A 21,185-nucleotide genomic window follows, 5' to 3' on the forward strand; every position below is an offset into this window, starting at 1 on the left:
ATGAGGATGAAACGAGAAGATGTAAGAAACATTGCGATCATTGCCCATGTTGACCATGGCAAGACAACGCTGGTGGATGAGTTGCTGAAGCAGAGCGGTGTATTCCGTGCCAACCAGGAAGTGGTGGAGCGTGTCATGGATTCCAATGACATCGAGCGTGAACGTGGAATCACAATCCTGTCCAAGAATACGGCAGTAACGTATAAAGATGTAAAGATCAATATCATCGACACCCCCGGACATGCGGACTTCGGCGGCGAGGTAGAACGTGTGTTAAAGATGGTAAACGGCGTAATCCTGGTGGTAGATGCGTTTGAGGGACCCATGCCCCAGACTAAGTTTGTGCTTCAGAAGGCACTGGATCTGGATCTTTCCGTCATTGTATGCATTAACAAGATCGACCGTCCGGAGGCAAGGCCGAAGGAGGTCATCGATGAGGTTCTGGAGCTTCTTCTGGAGCTGGATGCGTCCGATGAGCAGCTTGACTGTCCCTTCGTCTATGCTTCCGCAAAGGGTGGCTATGCGACTCTGGAGCTGGATGACGAGAAGAAGGATATGAAGCCCCTGTTTGATACAATTCTGGAGCATATCCCGGCACCGGAGGGTGATCCGGAGGCAGATACCCAGATCCTGATCAGTACGATTGATTATAATGAATATGTGGGACGGATCGGTGTCGGCAAGGTAGACAACGGAAGCATTAAGGTAAACCAGGAGGTTGCGCTGGTAAACCATCATGACCCCGATAAATTCAAAAAGGTAAAGGTAAGCCGTCTGTATGAGTTTGACGGTCTGGATAAGGTGGAAGTAACAGAGGCAGGAATCGGTTCCATCGTGGCGATTTCCGGTATTGCGGATCTTCATATCGGAGATACGCTCTGCTCTCCGGAGAATCCGGTGGCGATCCCGTTCCAGAAGATCTCCGAGCCGACCATTGCCATGCACTTTATGGTCAATGACAGTCCTCTGGCAGGCCAGGAGGGCAAGTATGTAACCTCCCGTCATCTGCGTGACCGTCTGTTCCGTGAGCTGAATACCGATGTGAGCCTCCGGGTGGAGGAAACGGAGGATGCGGACCGGTTCAAGGTTTCCGGCCGCGGTGAGCTTCATCTTTCCGTACTGATCGAAAATATGCGCCGCGAGGGCTATGAGTTTGCGGTAAGCAAAGCAGAGGTTATTTACAAGCAGGATGAAAAGGGCAGAAAGCTGGAGCCCATGGAGCTTGTTTACATTGATGTACCCGAGGAGTTTTCCGGTACGGTGATCCAGAAGCTGTCCCTCCGAAAGGGAGAACTGCAGGGCATGTCTCCGTCGGGAACCGGTTACACCAGAATGGAATTTTCCATTCCTTCCCGCGGACTGATCGGATACCGCGGCGATTTCATGACTGACACGAAGGGCAACGGTATTATGAACCAGCTGTTCGATGGTTATGCACCTTATAAGGGCGATATCCAGTACCGTCGCCAGGGTTCTCTGATTGCGTTTGAAACCGGCGAGAGCGTAACCTACGGTCTGTTCAATGCCCAGGAGCGCGGAAATCTGTTTATCGGGCCCGGCGAAAAGGTTTATGCCGGTATGGTTGTGGGAACAAGCCCCAAGACGGAGGATATCGAGGTCAATGTCTGCAAGACGAAGCATCTGACCAATACCCGTTCCTCTGGTTCTGATGATGCGCTGAAGCTGGTGCCGCCGGTGATCATGAGCCTGGAGCAGGCACTGGATTTCATCGACACCGATGAACTTCTTGAGGTAACACCGGAGCATCTGCGTCTGAGAAAGAAGATTCTCGATTCCAGAATGAGAAAGCGTGCATCGATCAATAAATAAAAGCAAAGAGAAAAAGGAAAGGGCCAAAGATCCGGCGCAGGCATGCCTGTAAAACGGTTTTTGGCCTTTCTGAAAATAAATATAAGGAGGCAGCAATATGAAGGTATTATTGATCAACGGAAGCCCTCACGAAAGGGGAACCACGTACACCGCGTTGAAAAAGGTGGCGGATACTCTGGAAAGTCTTGGGATCGAAGCAGAGATTTTTCATGTAGGAAAGATAGAAACGACCTGTATCGACTGCAGGGTCTGTAAGAAAAAGGGCAACAATCGCTGCGCCTTCCATGACACGGTCAATGAAGCCCTGGAAAAAGCGGAGACGGCAGATGGATTTATTTTCGGAACGCCGGTGCATTTCGCATCCGCACCCGGTTTCATGACAGCATTCATGGATCGAGCCTTTTATGCCGGCGGAAAGCTGTTTCAGTTCAAGCCTGCTGCTTCCGTAGTCTGTGCAAGACGCGGCGGTCTGTCCGCAACCTTCGATCAGATCAACAAGTACATGACTATTTCCAACATGCCTGTCGTTTCATCCACCTACTGGAACAGTGTTCATGGTCATAATGGTGAAGAGGCAAAACAGGATCTGGAGGGTATGGAAACCATGGAAACGCTGGCCAGGAATATGGCATGGATCCTCCGCTGCATCGAGCTTGGAAAGAAGAATGGCATCGAGCATCCCGTACTGGATGCTCCCACAAGGACTAACTTTGTGCGGTAAAAATCAGTTATAGAAAAAGAAAAAGCCTGTACAACATGTGTACAGGCTTTTTCGCGCGGAGACGGTGGGATTTGAACCCACGTGCCCCGGAGGGCAACTCGATTTCGAGTCGAGCTCGTTATGACCACTTCGATACGTCTCCAAGTCATACTCTACTATTTTACCTGTAAGTAGTCGGAATGTCAAGCACGAGAAAATTTTTTTCGCAGATCGGCCAGGTCCTGAATGTTGTTCTGGAATTGAAACGCCCCGTCCTGCAGGACTCATAAAGAGCCGCAGGCGGGGCGTTTCAACTGTTTTGGTCCGAGCAGAGTTCGATTACTCGGCGTCTTCTCCGGTCTTCTCACCGGACAGGATCAGGTTGATGATGATGCCCAGGATCAGGGAAGAAGCTACGGCGGTAATGGAGATCTTTCCGAAGTTCAGGGTAAGTCCGCCGATTCCGGAAATGAGGATTGCGGAAACGACGAAGAGATTCCGGTTTGCGTTCAGATCTACGGTCTGTACCATCTTTAAGCCGCTGACTGCGATGAAGCCGTACAGTGCCATGCAGACACCACCCATGACGCAGGAGGGGATGGAGTTTACAAAGGCCACGAACGGGGACAGGAAGGAAATCAGGATCGCGCCGATGGCAGTTGCGACCAGAGTTGCTACGGAAGCATTTCTGGTAATGGCTACACAGGCAACGGATTCTCCGTAGGTGGTGTTGGGGCAACCGCCGAAAAATGCACCGGCCATGGAACCGATTCCGTCACCGAGAAGAGTTCTGGAAAGACCGGGATCCTTCAGAAGGTCTTTTTCGATGATGGAGGAAATATTCTTATGATCGGCAATATGCTCGGCAAATACAACAAGGGCAACGGGAACGTAAGCTGCGGCAACGGTGCCGATGTAAGCACCATTCACTTCCTTAAAGCCGCCCAGGGCATGTAAGAAGGTGAAGCTGGGAACGGCGAAGAAGGTGGAAACGTTCACGCCGTCTGCCACAAGTCCGCTGATGGGAGCAAAGTTGGTGATCTTTAAAGCATCGATTCCTGCTGCATAACCGATCCCGGTGAGAATACCGGCCACGGCATAGCCGCATAAAATACCGATGATGAAGGGAATCAGCTTTGCCATCTTCTTTCCGTAGGTGGAGCAGATGGTGGTTATGATCAGGGTGATGATACCGCAGAGAACGGCAAGGTTGGTTGCGCCGCCTTCCACGTTGACGGTCTGAAGATCACTGATGGCGTTGGCTGCCAGGGAAAGACCGATAATGGAAACGGTCGGTCCGATTACCACAGGGGGCATTAACCGGTTGATCCATTCAACGCCGACAAATTTTACGATGATAGCGATGATCACATAAACGAGCCCGGCGAGCACAGCACCGATGAGCAGTCCGGCATATCCTAAGGAAACGCTGGCAGCACCGGCGAATGCGGCGCTCATAGAGCCGATAAAGGCGAAGGCAGAGCCTAAGAATACCGGGCTTTTCCGCTTGGTAAATAAGATATAAACGATGGTTCCGATTCCGGCACCGAATAAAGCAGCGGCGGTACTCATGGCATCCTCGCCGGTGAGTCCGGCATTTCCGTTGACGATAACGGGAACGACCAGGGTTGCAGCCATAATCGCAAGGAGCTGCTGGATCGCAAAGATCACGAGCTGTCCGAACTTAGGCTTGTCGTCTACATTGTAGATCATTTTCATAGCTCTTCCTCCGTAAGTGGCACCGGTATGAGACGGTGCAGATTTATATATTGTTGTGTTGTGTTTCGGAGAATTCCTCCGGAATGTCCGATGACACAAAAAATGCAGACACAGAGAACGCATAAAATGTGTTTCGCTGCGTCCGCAGACCACCGCTGATTATATACCAAAACTACTGTGTTTGTAAAGCACCGTCGCTTGTTTTTCGATTATTACAGGGGAAGAAATTCCGGCCTTCGGTTTCGATAGATGGTATAATAGCGGAAGCCGAGGCTTTTTAACAGTTCTCCGGTCTTCCGAAATTCGTATCCGAGGTGTTCGGTCTGGTGGGCATCGGAGCCGAGGGTAAGAAGCTCGCCGCCCAGTTCCCGGTAACGCCGCAGGACGTCTTCGGTGGGGTGTGGATGGCCAAGGCCTGCCTTGAACCCGGCAGTGTTGCACTCTATGGCTTTTTCCTTGGAGATCAGTGTTTTCAGAATCTCATCCAGTATATCGGCGTAAGCATGATAAGAGTAATCCCGGTTCCTGCTGGGACCGTAGCGCACCACATAATCCAGGTGTCCGGCGCTGTCGAAGCAGTCGTACATCTGAACATTTTTCAGTTCATCTTCAAAATAGGCCCGGTAGGCTTCCGATTCGGTCCTTCCTTCGTAAAAATCGGGATAGTATGGATCTTTTCCGCTGCAGACATGGGTGGAGCCGATGATAAAGTCAAAGGGCCAGGCGGCGGCGTAAGAGGGAAGATCCACAGAAAGAGGTTTTGGCTGGAGTCCCAGCTCCACACCGATTCGCAGGTCGATCTGAGCACTGTAATAGTCCTTTAAAGCGGACAGTTTCTCGAAGTAGGATGCGGTATCGAATAAAAATTCACTTTCACAGGGCGGATAATCAAAATCCTGGTGGTCGGTGATACAGAGAGTCTTCATGCCGAGGCGGATAGCCTGTTCGATCTGGGCGGCAGGCGGTGTCTCGGAATCACCGGAAAAGGCGGTATGAAGGTGGGAATCGGCGTACATGGCGCGCTCCTTTCAGAAAGGTTAACATGAGGCTTCATAAATATGAAATCCCGGAATGTGACCGTTGTTTCATTTGAAGACCGGGTGTTTTCTGAAAAATAGAATAAGGCAAAATGCAGGGAATGTCAATGAACCCTTGCGGCTTTGGCAGGAACTGATTATAATGATAAAGATACCGGGGCTGTGCGAGTATGAAGTACGGAGCAATCCGGGATCAAATCATAACATTGTGGAACATAGATGCCCGTGAAAAGGAGACGGATTATGACAAGAGAAGAATTTCGGACATTGACAGAGAAGGGCGTATTATTGCTGGACGGAGCGACCGGCTCCAATCTGATGAAAGCGGGAATGCCCAAGGGCGTCTGCACGGAGCAGTGGGTCTGCGGACACCGTGATGTGATGATCCGCCTGCAGAGAGCTTATAAGGATGCAGGTTCACAGTGTGTGCTGGCACCGACTTTTTCTGCAAACCGGATCAATTTAAAAGGTCATGGCCTGGATGGCCAGGTGCGGGAGTTAAATGAGGCACTGGTCGGGATCACAAAGGCAGCAGTAGGAGAAGGCGTTTATGTGGGCGGCGACATGACGACCACAGGAAAAGTAGATGAGGATTACGGAACGCTTCTGGATGCTTACCGGGAACAGATCGAGATCCTGGATAAAGCCGGAGTGGACTTTATCATGGCGGAAACTATGCTTGGACTCGACGAGACCATGGCGGCTCTGGAGGCATGCCGACAGGCTTCGGATCTGCCGATCTTCTGCTCCATGACGATTGAATCCGATGGAAGCCTGTTCTTTGGCGGAAATGTGTTTGAGGCGGCAGCGGCACTGGCAGAGATGGGCGCGGACGCAGTGGGAATCAACTGCTCCACCGGTCCGGACCGTCTGGAATCGGTTATCAAAAATCTGAAGCAGACGGTGGATATCCCCATCATTGCAAAGCCTAACGCCGGAATGCCCACCATTACAGCAACAGGAGAGGCCGTTTATTCCATGGAACCGGATGAGTTTGCCGGTTATATGAAGAATCTGGTGGCGGCAGGAGCCGGGATTATCGGCGGCTGCTGCGGAACCACACCGGAATATATTCGGAAGGTAGCGGAGGTATGTCTGTAAAACGAAGCAGGCAAAACGTGAGGAAAAGAACAGACGGAGAACAGGAGTATCATGACAAGAGAAGAATTTAAAAAGAGAACATCCGAGGGGATTTTACTGGGAGACGGAGCCACAGGCTCTAATATGATGAAGGCCGGAATGCCGAAAGGAGTCTGCACCGAAAAATGGATCTGTGACCACCCGCAGGTGATCATTGATCTGAAGCAGGCCTATATGGACGCCGGTTCCCAGGTGATCAGCGTGCCGACCTTTACGGCAAACCGGATCAATTTAACCCGCCACGGATTACAGGATCAAACGCGGGAGATCAACAGTACGTTAATGCAGATCGGAAGAGAAACCGTGCGGGAAGGGATTTATTTAAATGCCAGTGTAACTACCACAAGCCGGATTGATGAGGATTACGGACGTCTGCTGGATGCTTATGAAGAGCAGATCTCCATCATTGCCGAGGGCGGCGCTGATTACGTGACTGCAGCGACTATGCTGGGGCTGGAGGAGACCATGGCGGCGGTGGAGGCCTGCCGTTCCGTCTGCGATCTTCCAATCTGCTGTTCCCTGACCATTGAATCAGACGGAAGTCTGTTTTATGGCGGAAATATTTTTGATGCTGTGGAGACACTGGCGGAAATGGGAGCTGACGCGGTGGGAATCAACTGTTCTACCGGTCCGGATAAGTTAGAATCCGTAGTGCGGAATATGAAGGAACGGGTAGATATTCCCGTTATTGCCATTCCCAACGCCGGAATGCCTACGATCAGCGACAAAGGGGAAGCCATCTATCCCATGGGGCCGGACGAGTATGCGAAGTATATGAAGGTTCTGGTGGAAGCAGGAGCGAGGATCATCGGTGGCTGCTGCGGAACCACACCGGAATATATTCGGAAGGTAGCAGAGACATGTCTGTAAAAATGGGAAAAAACGGTGAGATGAATCGAAATCGGGCAGTTCGTGCAGAGGAGAACTTCCGAAAGGGCTTTAACTGCTGCCAGTCGGTATTCCTTGCTTTTGCCGATCATTACGGCATCGATGAAGAAACGGCGTTAAAGCTTTCCTGCTCCTTTGGAGGCGGCCTGGGGCGGCTGCGCCAGGTATGCGGTGCAGTGTCCGGCATGGCGCTGGTCTGCGGACTGGAGTGCGGAAATACCGACCCGGAAAACCAGAAGGCCAAGACGGAAAACTACAGCCGGATGCGGAAGCTGGCATCGGCCTTTGAGGAGGCACAGGGAAGCATCGTCTGCGCGGAGCTTCTTGGCATGGGAACAGGACGGAAAAAAGAAGAAGCGGCGCCCTCTCTTCGGACAGAAAGCTATTATAAGAAGCGGCCCTGCCCGGAGCTGGTACGGTTTGCGGCAGAGCTTCTGGAAAGGGAATTTTTTGCTCCGGAAGAATCGCTTCTTTAGCCTTGACAAATGAACATGCTGTGCTTATAATAGGTGAAGATTCAATTCAGAACAGAAAAAACGAAGATGAGAAGAGTAGGATACGGAACCGTTCAGAGAGAGGGAATATGGTGTGAACCCTTACGAAACCGTATGTGAAGACCAGCTCGGAGCGGCTCTAATCAAGCCCGGCAGGCGCCGTTACCGCCGAATAAGTGGATTCCCGGAATCAAACAGGGTGGAACCGCGGATTAACTGATAATTCGTCCCTCATTATGCAGATACTGTGTAATGGGGGATTTTTGTTTCCCATAACAGCGGTTATGGGAGATGCGGAAAGGAGAACATTATGAAGATCACACTGAAGGATGGTTCGGTAAAAGAATACAGCGAACCGAAAGCGATTATCGACATTGCAGCAGATTTAAGCGAAGGACTGGCGAGAGTGGCCTGTGCAGGCCAGGTAGACGGAGAGACCGTAGATCTTCGTACCGTCGTGGACAAGGACTGTGCCGTAAATATTCTGACCTTTGACGATGAGGACGGAAAGGCAGCGTTTCGTCACACCACGTCACATATCATGGCTCAGGCCATCAAGCGTCTGTACCCGCAGGTAAAGCTGGCTATCGGTCCTTCCATTGCAGACGGTTTTTATTATGATATTGACAGTGAGACACCTTTTACTGCCGAGGATCTGACCAAGATCGAGGCAGAGATGAAGAAAATCGTGAAGGAAGCGCTTCCTTTAAAGCGGTTCACACTGCCCAGAGATAAGGCACTGGCGTTCATGAAAGAAAAAGAGGAGCCCTATAAGGTGGAACTGATCGAGGATCTTCCTGAAGATGCAGAGATCAGCTTTTATGAGCAGGGTGAGTTCACCGATCTGTGTGCCGGTCCTCATCTGATGACAACAAAGCCGGTAAAGGCCTTCAAGCTGACCAGTCTGGCAGGCGCTTACTGGAGAGGCAGCGAAAAGAATAAGATGCTTACCAGAATCTATGGTACCGCCTTCACAAAGAAAGCCGATCTGGAGGAATACCTCCAGCGGATCGAGGAGGCAAAGAAGCGTGACCACAGAAAGCTTGGAAAAGAGCTTGGCCTGTTTATGATGAGCGACGAAGGCCCCGGCTTCCCCTTCTTCCTGCCCAACGGTATGGTATTAAAGAATACGCTTCTGGATTACTGGAGAGAGATCCACAGAAAGAACGGCTACGTGGAGATTTCCACTCCCATTATTCTGAACCGTCATCTGTGGGAAACCTCCGGCCACTGGGATCATTATAAGGAAAACATGTATACCACTGTGATCGATGATCAGGACTATGCCATCAAGCCCATGAACTGTCCCGGCGGCATTCTGGTTTACAAGTCCGAGCCCCGTTCCTACCGTGATCTGCCCCTTCGCATGGGCGAACTCGGTCTGGTTCACAGACATGAGAAGTCCGGCCAGCTCCACGGACTGATGCGTGTGCGCTGCTTCACTCAGGACGATGCGCATATCTTCATGATGCCCGAACAGATCCGTTCCGAGATCAAGGGTGTTGCAAAGCTCATCGATGAGGTTTACAGCCTGTTCGGATTTAAGTATCATGTGGAGCTGTCCACACGGCCTGAAAACAGCATGGGAAGCGATGAGGACTGGGAAGTAGCAACGGAAGGCCTGCGCGGCGCGCTGGATGACCTTGGCCTGGATTATGTGGTAAACGAGGGCGACGGTGCGTTCTATGGTCCCAAGATCGATTTCCATCTGGAGGATTCCATCGGAAGAACCTGGCAGTGCGGTACCATCCAGCTTGATTTCCAGCTGCCTCAGAGATTTGAGTGCGAATATATTGGTGCAGACGGTGCACCGCATCGTCCCATCATGATCCACCGTGTTGCATTCGGCTCCATCGAGCGTTTCATCGGTATCCTGATCGAGCATTTTGCCGGTGCCTTCCCGACCTGGCTGGCGCCTGTTCAGGTACGTGTTCTGCCCATCTCCGACAAGTATCTGGATTACGCACAGAAGGTTGCTGCGGCACTGACCGACGCAGGAGTCCGGGTGGACGTAGATACCAAGTCCGAGAAGATCGGCTACAAGATCCGTGAAGCACAGTTAAAGAAGCTGCCCTACATGCTGGTTGTCGGCGAAAAAGAGGCTGCCGAGGGCAAGGTTTCGGTAAGAAGCCGCTGGAACGGTGATGAGGGACAGAAGTCTCTGGAGCAGTTTATTGCTGATGTGACCGAGGAGATCAAAAACAAAGAGAACAAGACTGCGGACAAAAAGGAAGAAAACTAAACGCAGGCAGGACAGGAACGGTTTTGAACTGAAAAAAGAGGTATAAAAGTTTCAGATCAGCACAGACTATTTCCGAAAACGAAAAAAGGAGGAATTGTCATGACTGATCTGACCTGCAGCGCAGAACACTGCGCCTATAATTCAGACCGATACTGCTGTAAGGGAGATATCCAGGTGGATGGTGCCAACGCCTGCCACTGCAGCGATACCTGCTGCGCCAGCTTTAAAGAAAGCGGCTGCGGCTGTGCATCGAACCATGTGGGAACTCCCAGCCGCAGTATCGGCGTTTCCTGTGACGCTGTAAGTTGCGTTTACAACGAGAACCATGAATGTTCGGCAAAGGAAATCGCCATTGCCGGCCATCAGGCGAAGCATGCGTCACAGACCGAATGTACCAGCTACCAGAAGCGGTAGAAGGAAAAACGGACGAAACGGGGAGCCGAAAGGGCTCCTCGTTTTTCGGTGGAGAACCTGCGGAATACGGATGTGGATCACGTATTTCGATACTTTAAAACGCGATAAGGGTCTGATAAAATAAAAAGAGGATTGCAGAGCCAGTCTGCAGAAATCCGTATTGGAAAGAAAATAAAAAGGAATGAAGCCGGATGACCGAGAAAGAAAAAATGCAGAGACAAATGCTTTATGACGCAAATAACGACAGGGAGCTGCTGAAGGAAAGAGCCGGGGCAAAGGAGCTTTGTTATGAGTTCAATCAGCTTCGCCCGTCCGATGAAAACGGACAGCAGGAGCTTATGAAGCGGCTGCTGGGACAAACAAAGAACAGATTCTGTATTGTGGCACCGTTCTGGTGCGATTACGGCTATAACATTGAAATCGGGGAGGATTTCTTTGCCAATCACAACACGGTGATTCTTGACGGGGCGAAGGTGACCTTTGGTGATCATGTGTTCATCGCACCGGACTGCGGGTTCTATACCGCCGGCCACCCCATTGATTTTGAACGCCGGAATCAGGGGCTGGAGTATGCATATCCCATTACGGTGGGAGACAATGTATGGATCGGCGCCGGAGTTCAGGTGATGCCCGGCGTAACCATCGGAAGTAACGTGGTGATCGGAGCCGGCAGCGTTGTCGTCAAGGATATTCCGGACAATTCAGTAGCAGTCGGAAATCCCTGCCGAGTTATCCGGTCCATTACAGAAGAGGATAAAAAGACCTGCTGGGACAGATGAGGATCGGAAAAAACATCGGAAGAAAAAAATAAATTCCCACTTGACTTTATCGTGGTAAACTGATAATATACTACCATGATATTGCTTCGAATGACATTCAGAAGCATGACAGTTCAGAAAGTGCGAGGAGACGTTATGATGAAAAAAGTAATGGCATGTCTGCTGGCGGCGGCAATGGTTCTTTCTATGGCGGCCTGCGGCGGAACAAAGAGCAGTGAGACGACAGCTGCAGCAAAGGAAACAAAAGCAGAAACAAGTGCAGAAGAGACGAAGAAAGAGGAGACCGAGGCTGCCGGGACAAGCAAAGCTTCTTCCGACGATGGAAGCGATGTGGATTATGTAAAGGAAAAAGGCAAGCTGGTGGTCGGTATTACCGAGTTTGAGCCCATGGATTATCAGAATGAGAGCGGCGAGTGGATCGGCTTTGATGCAGATATGGCAAAGGCCTTTGCCGAGAGCCTTGGCGTAGATGCCGAGTTTGTTGTGATCGACTGGGACAACAAGATCCTGGAGCTGGACGGAAAGACCATTGACTGCGTATGGAATGGTATGACCCTGACGGATGAAGTAAAGAGCTCCATGGAGTGCTCCAATGCTTACTTAAACAATGCACAGATCGTGATCGTGCCCGGAGACAAGGCAGATCAGTACCAGACTGAGGACAGCATTAAAAAGCTTTCCTTTGCAGTAGAGGCCGGAAGCGCCGGTGAAGCACAGGCAAAGGAGCTTGGTCTTACTTATACCTCGGTTGCTTCCCAGGCAGATGCTCTTATGGAGGTGGCAGCAGGAACCTCCGATGCGGCAATCATCGACTCTCTGATGGCAGCAGCCATGGTCGGTGAGGGAACCGGTTACGAGAACCTGACCTACACCGTCGGCCTCAGCACCGAGGAGTACGGCGTTGGATTCCGGAAGGGTTCCGATCTTGCAGAAGCACTGAACCAGTTCCTCAAGGACAGCTATGCAGATGGCTCCATGAAGGAATGTGCCGATGCGTATAAGGTACAGGCTGCCCTGATCGAGCAGAAGTAAGAAATCCAAAGAAAAGAATACAGGCGTTCGGCAGAGAGCGGTTTTTCCGCTCTCTGTTGGTCATAGCGGGATGCGGAACAGCCGTATCCCGCCTTGGCGTCCTTTCGGACAGACGCCGGAAAACAGGAGAACGTATGAAACTATTTCTGGAACAACTTCCCGTTGTTGTAAATGCACTGAACGTCGGCTTTTTACAGACCTTAAAATTATTTTTTGTAACCCTGATCGGGGCACTGCCCCTGGGACTTCTGATATCCTTCGGTTCCATGTCCCGCTTCAAGCCTTTAAGCTGTCTGATCAAACTGATTGTCTGGATTATCCGCGGAACGCCGCTTATGATCCAGCTCTTAATTATCTACTACTTCCCGGGCCTGGTGGCGAAGAGTAATATCTGGGGAGGCGGAGAGACCGGGCGTTTTGTGGCTGCGTCCGTCGGATTTATCTTTAACTATGCCTGTTATTTTTCCGAAATCTACCGCGGCGGGATCCAGGGTGTTCCGGCCGGACAGGAGGAGGCTGGTCTTGTGCTGGGCATGACGAAGCGCCAGATCTTTTTTAAGGTCACGCTGCTTCAGATGATCAAGCGGATCGTTCCGCCGATGTCCAACGAGATCATCACGCTGGTAAAGGATACCTCCCTGGCGCGGATCATTGCCCTCCAGGAGATCATCTGGGCAGGACAGGCATTCATGAAGGGATCCCACGGGATCTCCGGAGCCATCTGGCCGCTGTTCTTTACGGCTCTGTATTATCTGATCTGGAACGGGCTTCTGACCGTTCTGTTTGCAAAGCTGGAAAAGAAACTGGATTATTTTCGATAGGAGGCAGTCATGGCGATTTTAGAGGTAACACATATCAGCAAGGCATTTGAGGACACGGAGGTCTTAAAGGATATCAGCTTTTCCATGGAAAAGGGACAGGCATTGTCCATCATCGGTTCTTCCGGAAGCGGGAAAACTACGCTGCTTCGGTGTCTGAACTTCCTGGAACGGCCCGACGGCGGCATCATTCGGGTAAACGGGGAAACACTTTTTGATGCGGCGGATCCCATGACCACAAAGGAGTCTCAGATCCGGCGCAAGCGTCTCCACTTCGGTCTGGTGTTCCAGTCTTTTAATCTGTTCCCCCAGTACACAGCTCTTGGAAATGTGATGCTGGCGAAGGAACTTCTGGCGAAGGAACGGCCGGATTATAAGGAAAAGAAGAAAGAGATCCACGATGAGATCGAGGCACAGGCAGAGGAACTGTTAAAGCAGATGGGACTTGGCGACCGGATGAAAAATCACCCGCACCAGCTTTCCGGCGGCCAGTGTCAGCGTGTGGCCATTGCGAGAGCCCTTGCTTTGGAGCCGGACATTCTCTGCTTCGATGAACCCACTTCGGCACTGGACCCGGAGCTGACGGGAGAAGTGCTCCGTGTCATGAAGGAGCTGGCGGAGAAGCATATGACCATGATCATCGTGACCCATGAGATGGCATTTGCCAGAGATGTGTCCGATCAGGTAATCTTCATGGATGACGGAAGGATCCTGGAGCACGGCACGCCGGCCGATGTGTTCGAAAATCCGAAGGAAGAGCGTACCAGGCAGTTCCTGGCCCGGTATCATGAAGAAGCATAGCGGTTTAAGGATCCGGCAGGCTTTTACAGGAGAAAAAACAGTTGACAGAACCGGTACAGCGTGGTATTATATAAAAGCTGTGTAGAACAAAGAAGAGTATCCGCTCTCACCTTGGCGTCCATGAGCGACCGGGTTCCTATATTGTTTTTCTTTGATGTGTTTATAAAGAGAAAAGAAATGGGATTTTAAGTGGATAGTTCTTCTATCCACTTTTTGTATTTATTCAAAGCAGTTCGAAGAAAGAATGCAAAATGAAATCGAACCGGTTCTGAATAAATGACTTTTATCTAAATGATGGGGGTGTCTGGTTATTAGCGAGTTAATGTTGAATGAACAGATCAGAGACAAAGAAGTACGTCTCATTGGCGAAAACGGCGAGCAGCTTGGAATTATGTCTTCCAAGGAAGCACAGAAGCTTGCGAGAGAAGCGGAACTGGATCTGGTAAAGATCGCTCCGATGGCAAAGCCGCCGGTATGCAAGATCATCGACTACGGCAAGTACCGTTACGAACAGGCCAGAAAAGAAAAAGAGGCCAAAAAGAAACAGAAGGTCATCGAGATCAAGGAAGTCCGTCTGTCTCCGAATATTGAGGAAAACGACCTGAATACGAAAGTTTCCGCTGCCAGAAAGTTCATTCAGAAGGGCAATAAGGTAAAGATTACCTTACGGTTCCGCGGCCGCGAAATGAGTCATATGAATAACTCCAGACATATCCTGGAAGAATTTGCAGAGAAGCTTTCCGACATTGCAGTGGTTGATAAGCCCTCCAAGGTAGAGGGGAGAAGCCTTGTAATGTTCTTATCGGAGAAGCGATAGAAAATTGGCTGAGCCAAAGTTTAAGGAGGAAGAATCATGCCTAAAGTAAAAACCAGCAGAGCAGCAGCAAAGCGTTTTAAAAAGACCGGAAACGGAAAGTTAAAGAGAATGAAGGCCTATAAGAGCCATATCTTGACCAAGAAGTCTCAGAAGAGAAAGAGAAATCTTAGAAAAGCAACCGTTGCTGTTCCCGCAAACGCAAAGGTTATGAAGAAGATTTTACCTTACTAATGCAGTCATAAATAGAAGGAGGAAGACTTAAAATGGCAAGAATTAAAGGCGGATTAGGCGCTAAGAAGAAGCACAACAGAGTTCTGAAGCTGGCAAAGGGCTACAGAGGAGCTCGTTCCAAACAGTATAGAGTAGCAAAGCAGTCTGTAATGAGAGCACTTACCAGCTCTTATGCAGGAAGAAAGCAGAGAAAGAGACAGTTCAGACAGCTCTGGATTGCCCGTATCAACGCAGCAGCAAGAATGAACGGACTTTCCTACAGCCGTTTCATGTATGGCTTAAAGGAAGCAGGCGTTGAGATGAACCGCAAGATCCTTGCAGACATGGCCGTTAATGATGCGGCAGGTTTTGCAAAGCTGGCTGAGGTTGCCAAGAGCAAACTGGCTTAAAACCGGATTATTATTCTGATTGTGCAAACTATTTGAATTGTTGAAATAGAACGAAAAATTTTATTCAAAAAAATTCAAAAAGTGCTTGCATTATTGAGAAACGTGTGCTATTATATATGAGGATTTGGTTCTGAGATACTAATGAACCAAATCCATAATCGGAATGTGGCTCAGCTTGGTAGAGCGTTCGGTTAGGGACCGAGAGGTCGCAGGTTCGAATCCTGTCATTCCGACTTTAGAGAGCAGATAACGAAGGTTATCTGCTCTTTTGTATTAGAGGAGGCCGGTATTTGAAGGCATGGAAGATGATTCTCCCGGAGCAATGTTTTCCGACTCCGGTGTTCCGAATATATTCTGCACTTCTGCTTGCAATAACCAGCCGGCAGGTGTATACTGATAAGGAAAATAAATACAGGGGAGCTCGTAGAAGCGGGCTGAGAGGAAGTGATCAACTTCGACCCTTATACCTGATGCGGATAATGCCGCCGGAGGAAGTCGTTTTATAGCGCTTACATTCGGAGATACCGCATGGTATCTCCTTTTATAATATGACGAAAGGAAGTTGTATAAGTATGAATCAGACAAAATGCAGTGTGAAGAAGCTGGCGCTGGCAGGATTATTCTGCGCGGCAGCTGTGGTAGGGAGCCTGTTCTCCTTCCCGGTGTTTGGGAGCAAATGTTCTCCCGTGCAGCATATGGTCAATATTCTCTGTGCGGTGCTTCTTGGGCCTGGTTATGGTGTGGGTGCGGCCTTTGCGGCGTCTCTGATCCGCAATCTTCTGGGACTTGGAAGCCTCATGGCATTTCCGGGCAGCATGTTCGGGGCGCTGGCCTGCGGCCTGATGTACTGGAAAACTAAAAATCTTCCGGGAACGCTTCTGGCGGAGGTGGCAGGAACTTCAATCCTGGGCGGTCTGTGTGCGTATCCGGTCGCAGTCCTTCTTATGGGAAAGAGTGCAGCTGGGCTGGCATTTTATGTCTATGTGTTTCCGTTCTTTGTATCCACTGCCGGTGGAGCCGTAATTTCCGGTGTGCTGATCTACAGCCTGAAAAAATGCGGAGCCTTACATAAGATGCAGGAAGTCATCGGATAGGGGGAAAAACACCATATGCTTGGAGAATGTCTGCGGAACGTGAGAGAACGGTGTCCGCTGATCCATAATATCACCAATTATGTGACTGTCAACGACTGTGCCAACATTCTGCTGGCCTGCGGCGGATCCCCGATCATGGCAGATGATCCGGAGGAGGCAGAGGAGATCACATCCATTTGTGGGGGTCTGACTATTAACATCGGAACACTGAATCATCGGACAATTCCGTCGATGCTTCTGGCAGGAAAAAAGGCCAATGAGCTGGCCCATCCGGTTGTGCTGGATCCGGTGGGAGCAGGAGCATCCAGACTTCGGACCGGTACGGCGCTGAAGCTGCTGGAGAACATTAAGATGACAGTGATCCGGGGAAATATTTCCGAGATCAAGACGCTGGCGCTGGGGAGCGGAACCACCAAGGGGGTGGATGCAGATGTTGCCGATCAGGTGACGGAAGAAAATCTGGATGCGGCTGTATCCTTTGTGAAAGCGTTTGCGAAAAAGACAGGAGCAGTTGTCGCTGTGACAGGAGCGATCGATCTGGTGGGCGATGATACAAGAGTCTATTGTATCCGAAACGGAAATGCCAGAATGTCGTCCATCACCGGGACCGGCTGCCAGCTTTCATCCATGACAGCGGCGTTTGTGACGGCCAATCCGGATCGGACACTGGAAGCAGCTGCGGCGGCAGTTTGCACCATGGGGATTGCCGGAGAAATTGCCTATGACCGGTTGTCTGCCATGGACGGAAATGCGTCCTATCGGACCTATATCATCGATGCGGTAGATCGAATGACGCCGGAGAAGCTGGAGAAAGGAGCAAGGTATGAAGTGCGATAAACAATATATGCGGCTGTATGCGGTGACAGACCGTGCCTGGGTGGGAAAACAGACCCTGTATGAGCAGGTGGAGGCGGCACTGAAGGGTGGAGTGACCTGCGTGCAGCTTCGGGAAAAGGAACTGAGCGAAGAGGACTTTCTGGCGGAGGCGAAGGAAATCAAGGCACTCTGTTCCAGGTATCATGTTCCCTTTTTCATCAACGATAATGTGGACGTTGCCATAAAATGCCAGGCAGACGGTGTCCATGTGGGGCAGGAGGATATGAAAGCATCCGATGTACGGGCAAAAGTGGGGGATCAGATGATAATTGGTGTTTCCGCCCATTCCGTGGAGGAAGCTGTGGAGGCTGTGAAAAACGGAGCGGACTGTCTCGGTGTGGGAGCGATGTTTACAACCTCGACCAAGGCGGATGCAAGCGTGCTGCCAAAGGAAACGCTGCGAGCCATCTGTGAAGCCGTGGATGTGCCGGTGGTGGCCATCGGCGGCATCGGCGAGAGCAATATCCTGGAGCTTGCGGGAACCGGAGCAGATGGTGTGGCTCTTGTAAGTGCCATCTTTGGCGCAGCGGACATTGAGGCACAGTGCCGGAAGCTGCGCGCTCTCTCGGAAGAGATGGTGAGCCGATGAGGCTTCGCGGGGCAATCTTTGATTTTGATGGGACACTGTTTGATACCATGTCGGTCTGGGACACGGCGGGAGAGGATTATCTGCGTCTGATCGGTATGACACCGGGGGAAACCATCAACGAAGAGCTGAAAACCATGAGCCTGCAGCAGGCGGCGGAAGCTATCAAGGAGCAGTATCGGATTCCCAAAAGTACGGAGACGATCATCGATGAGGTCAATGAGATGGTGGGAGATTTTTATCTGTACAGGGCCGAGCCGAAGCCGGGAATTGAAGAATTTCTGGAACAATTGGATAAAGATGGAGTTTCCATGTGCATTACCACGGCGGCGGAACGGCGGCTGGTGGAGGGAGCACTGAAACGCTGCAGCCTGGATCGCTTTTTCGGAGAAATTTTCACCTGCGGGGAAGTAGGGCACGGGAAGGATGAGCCTATGATCTACGAGCAGGCGCTTTCGTTCCTGGGGACGGAAAAAACGGAGACCGTTGTATTTGAGGATGCATATCATGCGGCGCGGACGGCGAAAGACGCCGGATTTTCGGTGGCAGCCGTGTATGACGGCCATGAAACAAGCAGCGAGGAACTGCGGTCACTGGCGGACTGGTATCTGGAGGATTATCGGAGCGCATGGGAGACCATTGACAAGTCGTAACAGCAAGCTTACACAGAAGAATCTGAATTGCAGAGAACTGGAACGGTTCCTGTGAAAAATATAGATCAGATTACGGCGGCAGACCGGGGGCACCACCTTCTGTCGCCGGCGGGAGACTTTCATCGTTTCATAGGAAAGTGCGTCCTATCAAACAAAAAAGGAAGAATATTCCGGAAAGAAGGAACCCGCAGAATAAAAATAATGCGGATCAGGAGGAAAACATGAAAACAGCATTATCAATCGCCGGAAGTGATTCCAGCGGAGGCGCCGGTATTCAGGCTGATCTGAAAACGATGACCATGAATGGAGTGTTCGCCATGAGCGCAGTGACTGCGCTGACAGCTCAGAACACTACCGGCGTAAGCGGCGTGACGGAGGTGACGCCGGAATTCTTAAAACGGCAGATCGATGCGGTATTTACCGATATCCGTCCGGATGCGGTGAAGCTTGGCATGATACCGAACGGAGCCCTGATGGAAGCAGCGGCGGAGCGTCTTAAGTTTTACGGAGCAGAGCGGATCGTGGTGGATCCGGTCATGGTGGCAACGTCCGGCTCCAGTCTGATGGAAACAGAGGCGGTCACAGTGATGAAACGCCGGCTTCTGCCCCTGGCCGATCTGGTAACGCCCAATATTCCGGAGGCGGAGATCCTTTCCGGCATGGAAATCCGGAATAAGGAGGACATGGAAGCGGCAGCGGAAAAGATCAGCAATTCCTGCGGATGTGCCGTGCTTTTAAAAGGCGGCCACAGCATTGAAGACGCCAGCGACCTGCTGGTTTCCGATGGGAAACACCGGTGGTTTTATGGAAAGCGGATCGAAAATCCCAACACTCACGGAACCGGATGTACCTTGTCCAGTGCCATTGCGGCAAATCTGGCGAAGGGGTATGACCTGGAGACATCCGTCGGACGGGCTAAGGACTATATTTCTGATGCACTGGCAGCTATGCTGGATCTGGGGCTCGGAAGCGGTCCCATGAACCATGCATTTGCCCTGACCGGGAAATATGCAGAAGAACCGGTACAGCATTGAGGTTCAAAACGGAAGAGAACGCAGGAAATTTTCGCCGGTAAAGATCGGTGAACAGAATACAAAAAGGAGAATGAAGATGAGAACAGAAGCATACGCAACACAGATGGATGCAGCAAGAAAAGGCATTGTGACAAAGCAGATGGAGATCGTGGCAAAAAAGGAGCACATGACCACGGAGGAGCTCCTTCCCCTGGTAGCCAGCGGCAAGGTGGCGATCCCTGCCAATAAGAATCATGAATGTCTCTCCCCGGAGGGGATTGGCTCCATGCTCCGCACCAAGATCAATGTAAACCTGGGTGTTTCCAGAGACTGTAAGGATTATGACGTGGAAATGGAGAAGGTGCTTTCCGCAGTCAATATGGGTGCAGAAGCCATCATGGACCTGTCCAGCCACGGAAATACTCAGCCGTTCCGCCGGAAGCTGACCCATGAGTGTCCTGCTATGATCGGAACAGTTCCGGTTTATGACAGTGTGATCCATTATCAGAGAGATCTGGATACGCTGACTGCAAAGGATTTTGTCGATGTGATCCGTCTCCATGCAGAGGACGGTGTGGATTTTGTAACCCTTCACTGCGGAATCACCAGAAAGACCATCGATCAGATCCGCAAGCATAAAAGAAAGATGAATATCGTATCCCGCGGAGGTTCCCTGGTGTTTGCATGGATGTGTATGACCGGCGAGGAAAATCCGTTCTATGAATATTATGATGAGATTCTGGATATCTGCAGAGAATACGATGTGACCATTTCCCTGGGTGATGCCTGCCGTCCCGGCTGTCTGGCAGATGCCACGGATGTATGTCAGATCGAGGAGCTTGTCCGTCTGGGTGAGCTGACCAAGAGAGCCTGGGAGAAGGATGTTCAGGTCATGGTAGAAGGCCCCGGACACGTTCCCATGGATCAGATCGCAGCCAATATGAAGGTGCAGCAGACGATCTGTATGGGCGCGCCTTTCTATGTACTTGGGCCGCTGGTAACCGATATTGCACCGGGCTATGACCATATCACCGCGGCCATTGGCGGTGCCATTGCAGCTATGAACGGTGCGGCATTCCTTTGCTATGTAACTCCCGCCGAGCATCTGGCTCTGCCTAACCTGGATGATGTAAAGCAGGGGATCATCGCCAGCCGGATTGCAGCTCATGCAGCAGATATTGCCAAGGGGGTACGCGGCGCCAGAGACATTGATGACCAGATGGGCGATGCCCGCCGTGTCCTCGACTGGGAAGCTCAGTGGAAATGCGCCATTGATCCCGAGACCGCAAAAGCGATCCGTGATGACCGTTCTCCGGAACATGAAGATACCTGCTCCATGTGCGGAAAATTCTGTGCAGTCCGCAGCATGAACAAAGCTCTGGCCGGGGAACATATTGATATCCTGTAACTCCAGATTCGACACGCAGATAAAATGTAAAAAACGTTCAGGACAAGCTTGCTTGTTCCTGGGCGTTTTTTACATTTTGCGTATGGGAAGAATGCTTATACAACCTCAGGCAGGAGCTGTTCTGTATCGACAGAACGAGCGGAGCGGGAGAAGGTCTGAAGTCTGCGTGTTGAAATAACAGAAAAGACTGTATGAGAGCGGGAAGGTCGCTCCCCGCGAGGGGA

The 21,185-nt window shown here is 51.0% G+C and carries 22 protein-coding genes, 2 tRNA genes and 1 riboswitch; of the genes, 21 read left to right on the forward strand and 3 right to left on the reverse strand.

The window, feature by feature from the left end; all coding sequences use genetic code 11:
* Window positions 1-1,830, forward strand: coding sequence for a translational GTPase TypA (typA, locus tag ACTQ3K_RS08535; RefSeq protein WP_441567783.1), 1,830 nt, complete (start codon window positions 1-3; stop codon window positions 1,828-1,830).
* Between the two features lie 97 nt (window positions 1,831-1,927).
* Entirely contained in the window at window positions 1,928-2,551 is a 624-nt protein-coding gene (locus tag ACTQ3K_RS08540; protein WP_441567781.1) for a flavodoxin family protein, read from the forward strand.
* A gap of 56 nt (window positions 2,552-2,607) precedes the next feature.
* Here the strand turns inward: ACTQ3K_RS08540 and ACTQ3K_RS08545 are convergent.
* From ACTQ3K_RS08545 to ACTQ3K_RS08555, 3 genes are all read right to left on the reverse strand, one after another.
* Window positions 2,608-2,693 (reverse strand) — tRNA-Ser (locus tag ACTQ3K_RS08545).
* A 176-nt stretch (window positions 2,694-2,869) separates the two neighbouring features.
* A complete protein-coding gene (locus tag ACTQ3K_RS08550) occupies window positions 2,870-4,249 on the reverse strand; it encodes a uracil-xanthine permease family protein (RefSeq protein ID WP_441567779.1) in 1,380 nt (459 codons plus the stop codon).
* A gap of 212 nt (window positions 4,250-4,461) precedes the next feature.
* Window positions 4,462-5,265, reverse strand: coding sequence for a histidinol-phosphatase HisJ family protein (locus tag ACTQ3K_RS08555; protein ID WP_441567777.1), 804 nt, complete (start codon window positions 5,263-5,265; stop codon window positions 4,462-4,464).
* A 264-nt stretch (window positions 5,266-5,529) separates the two neighbouring features.
* Here ACTQ3K_RS08555 and ACTQ3K_RS08560 point away from each other — a divergent pair, with 264 nt between their 5' ends.
* From ACTQ3K_RS08560 to thiC, 19 genes are all read left to right on the forward strand, one after another.
* Window positions 5,530-6,387: a homocysteine S-methyltransferase family protein gene (locus ACTQ3K_RS08560; RefSeq protein WP_441567775.1), complete on the forward strand. Its 858-nt coding sequence runs from the start codon at window positions 5,530-5,532 to the stop codon at window positions 6,385-6,387.
* Between the two features lie 51 nt (window positions 6,388-6,438).
* Window positions 6,439-7,296, forward strand: coding sequence for a homocysteine S-methyltransferase family protein (locus ACTQ3K_RS08565; RefSeq protein WP_441567773.1), 858 nt, complete (start codon window positions 6,439-6,441; stop codon window positions 7,294-7,296).
* Complete coding sequence (locus tag ACTQ3K_RS08570) at window positions 7,287-7,790, forward strand: C-GCAxxG-C-C family protein (RefSeq protein ID WP_441567771.1); 504 nt, start codon at window positions 7,287-7,289, stop codon at window positions 7,788-7,790. The genes ACTQ3K_RS08565 and ACTQ3K_RS08570 overlap by 10 nt, the downstream gene beginning before the upstream one ends.
* Before the next feature lie 328 nt (window positions 7,791-8,118).
* Complete coding sequence (gene thrS, locus ACTQ3K_RS08575; RefSeq protein ID WP_441567769.1) at window positions 8,119-10,050, forward strand: threonine--tRNA ligase; 1,932 nt, start codon at window positions 8,119-8,121, stop codon at window positions 10,048-10,050.
* Between the two features lie 99 nt (window positions 10,051-10,149).
* Entirely contained in the window at window positions 10,150-10,464 is a 315-nt protein-coding gene (locus tag ACTQ3K_RS08580; protein WP_441567768.1) for a DUF1540 domain-containing protein, read from the forward strand.
* A gap of 191 nt (window positions 10,465-10,655) precedes the next feature.
* Window positions 10,656-11,243, forward strand: coding sequence for a sugar O-acetyltransferase (locus tag ACTQ3K_RS08585; RefSeq protein WP_441567766.1), 588 nt, complete (start codon window positions 10,656-10,658; stop codon window positions 11,241-11,243).
* Window positions 11,244-11,378: 135 nt separating this feature from the next.
* Window positions 11,379-12,275, forward strand: a complete 897-nt coding sequence (locus tag ACTQ3K_RS08590; protein WP_441567764.1) for a transporter substrate-binding domain-containing protein — start codon at window positions 11,379-11,381, stop codon at window positions 12,273-12,275.
* A 134-nt stretch (window positions 12,276-12,409) separates the two neighbouring features.
* Entirely contained in the window at window positions 12,410-13,096 is a 687-nt protein-coding gene (locus ACTQ3K_RS08595) for an amino acid ABC transporter permease (protein WP_441567762.1), read from the forward strand.
* A 9-nt stretch (window positions 13,097-13,105) separates the two neighbouring features.
* Complete coding sequence (locus tag ACTQ3K_RS08600; RefSeq protein ID WP_441567760.1) at window positions 13,106-13,894, forward strand: amino acid ABC transporter ATP-binding protein; 789 nt, start codon at window positions 13,106-13,108, stop codon at window positions 13,892-13,894.
* A 322-nt stretch (window positions 13,895-14,216) separates the two neighbouring features.
* Entirely contained in the window at window positions 14,217-14,711 is a 495-nt protein-coding gene (infC, locus tag ACTQ3K_RS08605; RefSeq protein ID WP_441567758.1) for a translation initiation factor IF-3, read from the forward strand.
* Between the two features lie 36 nt (window positions 14,712-14,747).
* Window positions 14,748-14,942: a 50S ribosomal protein L35 gene (rpmI, locus tag ACTQ3K_RS08610; RefSeq protein ID WP_441567756.1), complete on the forward strand. Its 195-nt coding sequence runs from the start codon at window positions 14,748-14,750 to the stop codon at window positions 14,940-14,942.
* Window positions 14,943-14,974: 32 nt separating this feature from the next.
* Complete coding sequence (gene rplT, locus ACTQ3K_RS08615) at window positions 14,975-15,331, forward strand: 50S ribosomal protein L20 (protein ID WP_441567755.1); 357 nt, start codon at window positions 14,975-14,977, stop codon at window positions 15,329-15,331.
* A 159-nt stretch (window positions 15,332-15,490) separates the two neighbouring features.
* Window positions 15,491-15,564: transfer RNA gene (locus ACTQ3K_RS08620), tRNA-Pro, on the forward strand.
* A 170-nt stretch (window positions 15,565-15,734) separates the two neighbouring features.
* A riboswitch (TPP riboswitch) is annotated at window positions 15,735-15,842 on the forward strand.
* A gap of 61 nt (window positions 15,843-15,903) precedes the next feature.
* Window positions 15,904-16,425 (forward strand): energy coupling factor transporter S component ThiW, encoded by a 522-nt coding sequence (gene thiW, locus ACTQ3K_RS08625; protein ID WP_441567753.1) that lies wholly within the window; start codon window positions 15,904-15,906, stop codon window positions 16,423-16,425.
* A gap of 15 nt (window positions 16,426-16,440) precedes the next feature.
* Entirely contained in the window at window positions 16,441-17,262 is an 822-nt protein-coding gene (gene thiM / locus ACTQ3K_RS08630; protein WP_441567751.1) for a hydroxyethylthiazole kinase, read from the forward strand.
* Window positions 17,249-17,890 (forward strand): thiamine phosphate synthase, encoded by a 642-nt coding sequence (gene thiE, locus ACTQ3K_RS08635; RefSeq protein WP_441567749.1) that lies wholly within the window; start codon window positions 17,249-17,251, stop codon window positions 17,888-17,890. Before thiM ends, thiE begins: the two co-directional genes overlap by 14 nt.
* Window positions 17,887-18,540, forward strand: a complete 654-nt coding sequence (locus tag ACTQ3K_RS08640) for an HAD family hydrolase (protein ID WP_441567747.1) — start codon at window positions 17,887-17,889, stop codon at window positions 18,538-18,540. The genes thiE and ACTQ3K_RS08640 overlap by 4 nt, the downstream gene beginning before the upstream one ends.
* 221 nt (window positions 18,541-18,761) lie before the next feature.
* Window positions 18,762-19,574 (forward strand): bifunctional hydroxymethylpyrimidine kinase/phosphomethylpyrimidine kinase, encoded by an 813-nt coding sequence (gene thiD, locus ACTQ3K_RS08645; RefSeq protein ID WP_441567745.1) that lies wholly within the window; start codon window positions 18,762-18,764, stop codon window positions 19,572-19,574.
* Window positions 19,575-19,650: 76 nt separating this feature from the next.
* Window positions 19,651-20,961, forward strand: a complete 1,311-nt coding sequence (thiC, locus tag ACTQ3K_RS08650) for a phosphomethylpyrimidine synthase ThiC (protein ID WP_441567743.1) — start codon at window positions 19,651-19,653, stop codon at window positions 20,959-20,961.
* Window positions 20,962-21,185 lie beyond the last annotated feature (224 nt).

It is taken from the genome of Candidatus Paralachnospira sp. LCP21S3_A2 (assembly GCF_052118925.1).
Taxonomy (GTDB): Bacteria; Bacillota; Clostridia; order Lachnospirales; family Lachnospiraceae; genus Lientehia.